Raw genomic sequence first — 6,766 nt, 5'->3', positions numbered from 1 at the left:
GTATCGACCTCAAAAACTCTAGTGTTGAGCCGCCAAGTGAGGAAGAACTGCGTGCCTTGTGGGATGCCCAGGTCGCTAAAGTCCGCTACTTCAAAGCTATCGAGCGCAGTAAAGAAGTCCTGACACCCCAAAGCGGACAAACCAACGAGTGATGTCAAGCCCACACAATTGGCGAATGAATCTGGAAGAATCCTATGAAAGTAGGTGTATACGGGGGTCGGTCCGAAAAGAATCGTGCCTCCACCTCCCACCTTCCGCCAACCCGTTTTCTAAGGAGATCTCATGGGGCTTGAACGCGTCACGGATCAAAGGCCGCAGTCGTTTAGTGCAAGTGACATTCTGCGCGCAGGGAAAGAGGCAGTTCTTGGTGGTCTGGGAGATCAGTGGCTTGAGGTCATTGAAGCCACAAATATGGGCGAGGGCGTTGTTTTCACAAAAGGCTCACTCCTCACAGGCGTAGGTCGTTCCAACGGCGTCAACTCGGGCACCGAAGACATCATCTCCTCCGGATCACGCATTCACGTGTACGACAACCAGGCGATGCTCCTCGTCGACTCCGGTGCAATTGTTGACGTGACTGCTGAACCTGGCGTCTACACCGTCAATACATCCAGCTCCCCATCGCTGATGGTCGGCCAGCTTGACGCCAGCGTCCGCGACACCTTCGAGCGCTTCAAATTCGGCGGTGTAACACCTCGTAAACAGCAGGCATTCTACGTCAACCTTCAAGAAATTAAGGGCATTCGTTTCGGAACACCCAACCCCATTAACTACTTCGATGCCTTCTACAACGCCGAGCTGTTCTTGCGTTGCCACGGCACCTTCTCCATCAAAATCACCGACCCGATCCTGTTCTATCGTGAGGCAATCGCCCGCAACGCCCAACACGTGCACATCAGCAACATCCAAGAGCAGTACATGGCGGAATTCCTTGAAGCCCTCCAAAGTGCCATCAACCAAATGAGTGTTGACGGAGTACGAATCTCTCAAGTCACCTCGAAGGCCGTGGAGCTGTCCCGCTACATGCGCGAAGCACTCGATCAAGAGTGGCGAGAGCGTCGAGGCATCGAAGTATGCTCGGTGGGTATTGCCGCTCTGAGCTACGACGACGCCTCCCGCGAGATTATCGACATGCGCTCCAAAGGTGCTGTCCTTCAAGACCCATCGGTCCGCGAAGGCTACGTGCAAGGCAGCGTCGCCCGCGGCATCGAGGCAGCTGGGTCTAACGAGGCCGGAGCGGGAAGCGCCCTCTTAGGAGTCGGCATTGGAATGCAGGCTGGTGGCGCCTTCACCCAAGCGGCGTCAGCCTGCAACCATGCTCAGATGACTGCAGGAACTCCCACCCCCACCGCTATAGCGGAATGGAACTGCCCCGGCTGCGCGACAGTCAACCGCTCGAAATTTTGCCCCAGATGCGGTCGGCCCCGCCCGAAGGAGGATGCGGTGGCCTCGTTCTGCGGCGGCTGCGGCGTGCGCTTTGAAGGCGCGCGGCCGAACTTCTGCCCCGAATGTGGGGCGGCCCAAGCGTAGGAGCTACCTCGCTTAGCGAATGGGGTGTGTGGTCGTTATCAAAAGCGTTCCATGTCCTGTCCGTTTGTGGGACGAAGGCGGGGAGCGGCCCTGCGATAGTACCGCTGAAGGCCGAAATCCCGGCGAAGATCACGCTGGCGGGCGTGGTGACCTAGGTCCCACAGTTGCTAGGATGGGACCGACGTGCCCAAGGAAGGGCCGAAAACGAGAATCTGAAGGAAGAGGGCCTCAATGGTCAAGTACGTGTACGACTTCTCCGAGGGTGACAAGTCCCAGAAGGACCTGCTCGGCGGTAAGGGTGCCAACCTGGCAGAAATGACGAAGCTCGGGCTGCCCGTGCCTCCCGGTTACACCATCTCCACCGAAGCCTGCCGCGCCTACCTGCGCGAAGGCGTCGTCCCCGAAACCCTCGCCACCGAGGTCACCGCTGCACTGCGCAACGTTGAGGACAAGATGGGCCGCCACCTGGGCGACGCCACCAACCCCCTCCTTGTCTCCGTCCGCTCCGGCGCCAAGTTCTCCATGCCCGGCATGATGGAAACCGTCCTCAACATCGGCCTGAACGACCAGTCCGTCCTCGGCCTGGCCGAAGCCTCTGGCAACGAACGCTTCGCATGGGACTCCTACCGCCGCCTCATCCAGATGTTCGGCAAGACCGTTCTCGACATTGAAGGCGACCTCTTCTCCGAGGCCCTCGACGCCCTGAAGAAGGAACGCGGCGTCACCGCCGACACCGACCTCACCGCTGAGGACCTGCGCGGCCTCGTCGAAACCTACAAAGCCATTGTCAAGGCCGAAAAGGGTATGGACTTCCCGCAGGACCCCCGCGCCCAGCTCGACATGGCCACCGAAGCCGTGTTCCGCTCCTGGAACACCGAGCGCGCCCACATCTACCGCCGTCGCGAGCGCATCCCCCACGACCTCGGCACCGCCGTCAACGTCCAGACCATGGTGTTCGGCAACATGGGCGATGGTTCCGGCACCGGCGTGTGCTTCACCCGTGACCCCTCCACCGGCCACTCCGGCGTGTACGGCGACTACCTCGAAAACGCTCAGGGCGAGGACGTCGTTGCCGGTATCCGCAACACCCTGCCCCTGTCCGCACTTGAAGAGCTGGACAAGAACTCCTACGACGAACTGCGCGGCATCATGCGCAAGCTCGAAACCCACTACCGCGACCTGTGCGACATTGAGTTCACCGTTGAGCGCGGCAAGCTGTGGATGCTTCAGACCCGCGTTGGCAAGCGCACCGCTGCCGCCGCCTTCCGCGTCGCCATCCAGCTTGTCGACGAGAAGCTCATCACCATGGATGAAGCCCTCAACCGCGTGACCGGCGACCAGCTCACCCAGCTCATGTTCCCGCAGTTCGACGCCTCCGCATCCAAGGAACTTGTCGCACGCGGCATGGCAGCTTCCCCCGGCGCAGCCGTCGGCGTCATCGTCTTCGACAACGCTCAGGCCGAGGCCGCCGCCGCTGAAGGCCGCAAGTGCGTCCTCGTCCGCCGCGAAACCAACCCCGACGACCTGCCCGGCATGGTGGCCGCTGAAGGCGTGCTCACCGCCCGTGGTGGCAAGACCTCCCACGCAGCCGTCGTCGCCCGCGGCATGGGCAAGACCTGCGTCTGTGGCGCCGAGGCTCTGCAGATCGACGCCGAGGCCGGCACCGTCACTATCGGCGATCGCGTCCTGACCGGCGAAGACACCATCGCTATCGACGGACAGACCGGTGAAGTCTTCTTCGGCGAGGTTCCCGTCACCGACTCTCCCGTCACCACCTACCTGGCCGGTGGCCTGGAGGCTGGCCTGGCCGCCGCTGAAGGCGACGAAGGCACCACCGAACTCATCGAGGCAGTTCACAAGCTCCTCACCCACGCCGACTCCGTGCGCCGCCTGCGCGTGCGCGCCAACGCTGACACCCCCGAAGACTCCCGCCGCGCGCTGGACTTCGGCGCTGAAGGCATTGGCCTGTGCCGCACCGAGCACATGTTCCTTGGCGACCGCCGCCCCCTTGTTGAGCGCGTGATCCTCTCCGAAGAGGGCTCCACCGAACGTCAGGAAGCCTTCGACGCCCTCGAGAAGCTGCAGAAGGAAGACTTCCTGCAGATGCTTGACGTCATGGACGGCAAGGCCATGACCGTGCGCCTCATCGACCCGCCGCTGCACGAGTTCCTGCCCTCCCTGTCCTCCCTGGAGGTCAAGGTGGCGCTGGCAAAGGCTAACGGTGGGGCTGACCCCGCCGATGAGGAAATGCTCGCCACCGTGCGTCGCTTCCACGAAGAGAACCCCATGCTGGGTCTTCGCGGCGTGCGTCTGGGCATCTACCTGCCCGGCCTGTTCGCTCTGCAGATGCGCGCACTGTGCGAGGCTGCTGCTGAGCTCGTCGCCCAGGGTAAGGATCCCCGCCCCGAAATCATGGTGCCCCTGGTTGGCTCCATCCGCGAGCTGCAGCTCATCCGCGCTGAAGGCGAAGCCATCATCGCTGAGGTTGCCGCTGATAAGGGCGTTGACCTGTCCAAGGTCACCATCGGTGCCATGATCGAGCTGCCCCGCGCAGCTATGACCGCTGAGGACCTCGCCCACGAGGCTGACTTCTTCTCCTTCGGCACCAACGACCTCACCCAGACCGTGTGGGGCTTCTCGCGTGACGACGTTGAAGGCGTCTTCTTCCCGCAGTACATCGAGGCCGGCATCTTCGGCACCTCGCCCTTCGAGTCCATCGACGTTCACGGCGTGGGCACCGTTGTGGCCGAGGGCGTGCGCCGCGCTCGCTCCACCAAGGGCGACATCAAGCTCGGTGTCTGTGGTGAGCACGGCGGTGACCCGCTGTCCATCCACTTCTTCCACAATGTCGGCCTGGACTACGTGTCCTGCTCTCCCTTCCGCGTGCCCGTCGCGCGTCTGGAGGCTGGCCGCGTGGCAGTGGAGGCCAAGGTTTCTGAGTGAGCCTGACAGCTGGGGCTGGTTTGAGGTCCTGCTGAACTGAATACGCCTGTGGGGAGGTGCGCCGAGTGCGCGCCTCCCCACAGGCGTTTGTGCTGGGGTAGGGGTTAGGGGTTGGGCTGTTGAGGCTGGCCTGGGCTGTTGAGGGTGGGTTGCTTGGTCGAGTGGGTGGTTGCGCGCTTCAGCGGGAGGGGTGTTGGTATTTCTGGGGGTTGCGCGGTGGTGAAACTGCAAAGCGGTGTGTAGTGCTGTTGGTTGTGCGTGCTCTGAGAGTCGCGCAATCGGCTTCTTCGTCGGCTGTGTGCAAGATATTGCGTTGCGTGGCACTTGTTGCGTGAAGTGACAGGTGTAGGCGTCACAAAAAGTCGCACGTGATACACAATCCTGGTCAGGGCGGCGCTTGCCTCGTTCACTGCTGTGACCGCCGACGTTGTTTACTGCTGTGACCGTCGGCGTTTCTTATGTCGCCGGGTGGAAGGCGGGGAGTGCTCTGCTGGCACACTATCCGTGTTTCACGCGTGAAACACGGATGATAGTGTGCTGCACAGCGGAGCGCGCCCATCAACACCGTGCCCTCAGGCAGACCTCCATCGAAACCGGTGCCGTGTCGCCAAATAGGTGGCGTGTGCGCCACCGGTATGACAACAAGGCACCGGTCTGAGGGCAGTGTTGTGATGAGAATACTGTGACATGCAGAGGGATCCGGGAGCGTATTACGCTCCCGGATCCCTCAGTGCTTCTGGCTGCTTATTTCATCCATTGTCGGCGGGCAAGCCGCCGCTTGGCCGCCGACAATGGGTTGAGCTTGGGTAGCGTCACGGCACAGGGCTACCTATGCGCACGTCGCAGCGGCGAACTGCTACCCGTCACTCACAGCGCAGGATTATCTGCGCTCAGCATTACAGCGCCGCTGCGGCAACGAAGCCCTTCTCCAAGTCAGCGAGAATGTCAGCAATATTCTCGATACCGATCGACAGGCGAACGGTGCCGCCCGAAATCCCAGCAGCCACGAGTTCAGCTTCGGACAACTGCGAGTGCGTGGTCGAGGCAGGGTGGATCACCAGGGACTTGGTGTCACCAATATTGGCCACGGTAGGCAGTAGTTCCAACGCATTTGCGAAGGCCTTACCAGCCTCTGTGCCACCTTGAATAACGAAGGACAGCAGGCCGCCTGCACCCAGGGGCGCGTACTTCTGGGCAAAAGCGTAGTGGGGCGAGGACTCCAGCCCTGCGTAGGCGACGGACTCAACCTGTGGGTGAGCCTCAAGGAACTTTGCTACTGCCAGAGCATTGTCGGCGTGACGCTGCACGCGCAGTGAGAGTGTTTGGATGCCCTGCTCCAGCAAGAATGCGTTGAAGGGGGACAGTGCAAAGCCCATGTCGCGCTGGATCACCGTGCGGGCGCGCAGAATGAACGCAAGGTTGACACCAAAGACGCCCTCGGCCCCCAGATCGCGGCCAAAGACAATACCGTTGTAGGAAGCGTCAGGCTGATTGAACAACGGGAAACGCTCAGGCTGGGAGGTCCAATCAAAGTTGCCGGAGTCGACAACAACGCCCGCAATGGAATTGCCATGTCCACCCAGGTACTTTGTGGCCGAGTGGATGACAATGTCGGCGCCCCATTCGATCGGGCGCACCAGGTAAGGCGTTGCCACAGTATTGTCAACGATGAGGGGAACTCCGATAGCGTGGGCGGCCTCGGCAATGGGCTCAATGTCCAAAATGTCGCCGCGCGGGTTCGGAATGGTTTCACCGAAGAAGGCCACCGTGCGCTCATCGGCCAGTGAGGTCCACGCATCAATGTCGCGCGGGTCGGAAACAAAACGAGTCTCGATGCCCAGGCGTCCCAGCGTGGACTTCAGTAGGGAAACAGAACCGCCGTAGAGGGAGGGGGAGGCGACGACATTGTCGCCGGTCTGAGCCAGGGTGAGGATTGCCAGGGTAATGGCAGCTTGCCCGGAGGAAACGACGAGGGCGCCGACACCGCCTTCAAGGGCGCTAATGCGGTTTTCGAGGGCATCAAGGGTGGGGTTGCCCAGGCGAGTGTAGATCGGCCCGAGCTCTTGCAGAGCAAAGCGGGCGGCCGCTTGCTCGGCGCTGTCGAAGGCGTAGGAAGCAGTCTGGTGGATCGGTAGTGCTGTGGCGCCAGTGGCGGCGTCGCGATCCCAGCCTGCGTGGATCTGCTTGGTTTCGAAGGACCAGTTCTCGGCGTTAGCGGTGGACATGACAGCTCCTTTGCGGGTCATCCACCCGCTGTTGTGACGTGAACACCTCTAACGCTAGTGGGCTATCT

General features: G+C 61.6%; 3 protein-coding genes. 2 read left to right on the top strand and 1 reads right to left on the bottom strand.

Annotation, left to right across the window (positions count from 1 at the left end; translation table 11 throughout):
* Window positions 1-282: 282 nt before the first annotated feature.
* Entirely contained in the window at window positions 283-1,530 is a 1,248-nt protein-coding gene (locus EII11_RS05490; RefSeq protein ID WP_124869715.1) for an SPFH domain-containing protein, read from the top strand.
* A 231-nt stretch (window positions 1,531-1,761) separates the two neighbouring features.
* Window positions 1,762-4,473, top strand: a complete 2,712-nt coding sequence (gene ppdK / locus EII11_RS05485; protein ID WP_124869712.1) for a pyruvate, phosphate dikinase — start codon at window positions 1,762-1,764, stop codon at window positions 4,471-4,473.
* An 896-nt stretch (window positions 4,474-5,369) separates the two neighbouring features.
* On the opposite strand, the gene EII11_RS05480 is transcribed toward ppdK, so the two are convergent.
* Window positions 5,370-6,698, bottom strand: a complete 1,329-nt coding sequence (locus EII11_RS05480; protein WP_124869710.1) for an O-acetylhomoserine aminocarboxypropyltransferase/cysteine synthase family protein — start codon at window positions 6,696-6,698, stop codon at window positions 5,370-5,372.
* Window positions 6,699-6,766 lie beyond the last annotated feature (68 nt).

The sequence above is a fragment of the Schaalia canis genome (genome assembly GCF_003858455.1).
Lineage (GTDB): Bacteria > Actinomycetota > Actinomycetes > Actinomycetales > Actinomycetaceae > Pauljensenia > Pauljensenia canis.
The sequence above is the reverse complement of the archived record's forward strand: the minus strand, read 5'-3'. Positions and strand labels throughout refer to the sequence as shown.

Excerpts from the sequence above, each read along its gene's own strand:
- EII11_RS05490 (WP_124869715.1), top strand. The coding sequence starts at position 283 with ATGGGGCTTGAACGCGTCACGGATCAAAGGCCGCAGTCGTTTAGTGCA.
- ppdK (WP_124869712.1), top strand. The coding sequence starts at position 1,762 with ATGGTCAAGTACGTGTACGACTTCTCCGAGGGTGACAAGTCCCAGAAG.
- EII11_RS05480 (WP_124869710.1), bottom strand. The coding sequence starts at position 6,698 with ATGTCCACCGCTAACGCCGAGAACTGGTCCTTCGAAACCAAGCAGATC.